1 protein-coding gene is annotated in these 516 nt (G+C 69.0%); it reads right to left on the bottom strand.

Annotated features, from left to right (window positions below; translation table 11 throughout):
* Window positions 1-516, bottom strand: a 516-nt coding sequence (locus tag ACXJKJ_RS32255) for a flagellar hook-basal body complex protein (RefSeq protein ID WP_457395837.1), incomplete at both ends; no start/stop codon positions are given.

The raw sequence follows: 516 nt of genomic DNA, 5'->3' as shown, positions 1-516 counted from the left end.
AACCCGTCCAGGCCGCGCTCCAGCCGTTCATCGGCCGCGGCGACCACGCGGATACGGCCGATGTTGGCCATGGTCTGCGGGCCTTCGCCCAGCGGGATGATCGAGATCGTGCCGTCGTTGCCGATGTCCATGGCCTGGTGCGGCGGAATGGCGATCGGCGCACCGTTCTCGTCCAGCACCGGATGGCCACCGGCGGTCACCAGCTGGCCATTGGGGGTGATCGAGAGTGCCGCACCACGGGTATAGGCCTCACCGCCGCCCGCCGGGGCCTGCACCGCCAGCCAGTTGCCCGACTGCAGCGACAGGTCCAGCGGGTTGCCGGTGATCTGCTGCGCGCCCATGCGCCGGTTGAAGCCGGCGTCGACGTGCAGGGCGTCCACGCGCGAGGCATAGCCGGTGCCCTTGATCGGGAACGCCTCGGTATTGGCCAGGGCTTCCTTGAAACCAGGGGTATCGGTGTTGGCCAGGTTGTGCGAGAGCGTGCCCTGTGCCTGCAGCGAAGCACGTGCACCGGTC

Source organism: Roseateles sp. P5_E1 (genome assembly GCF_054049335.1).
Note: the sequence above shows the minus strand (reverse complement) of the source record. Positions and strands in the feature narration are given on the sequence as shown.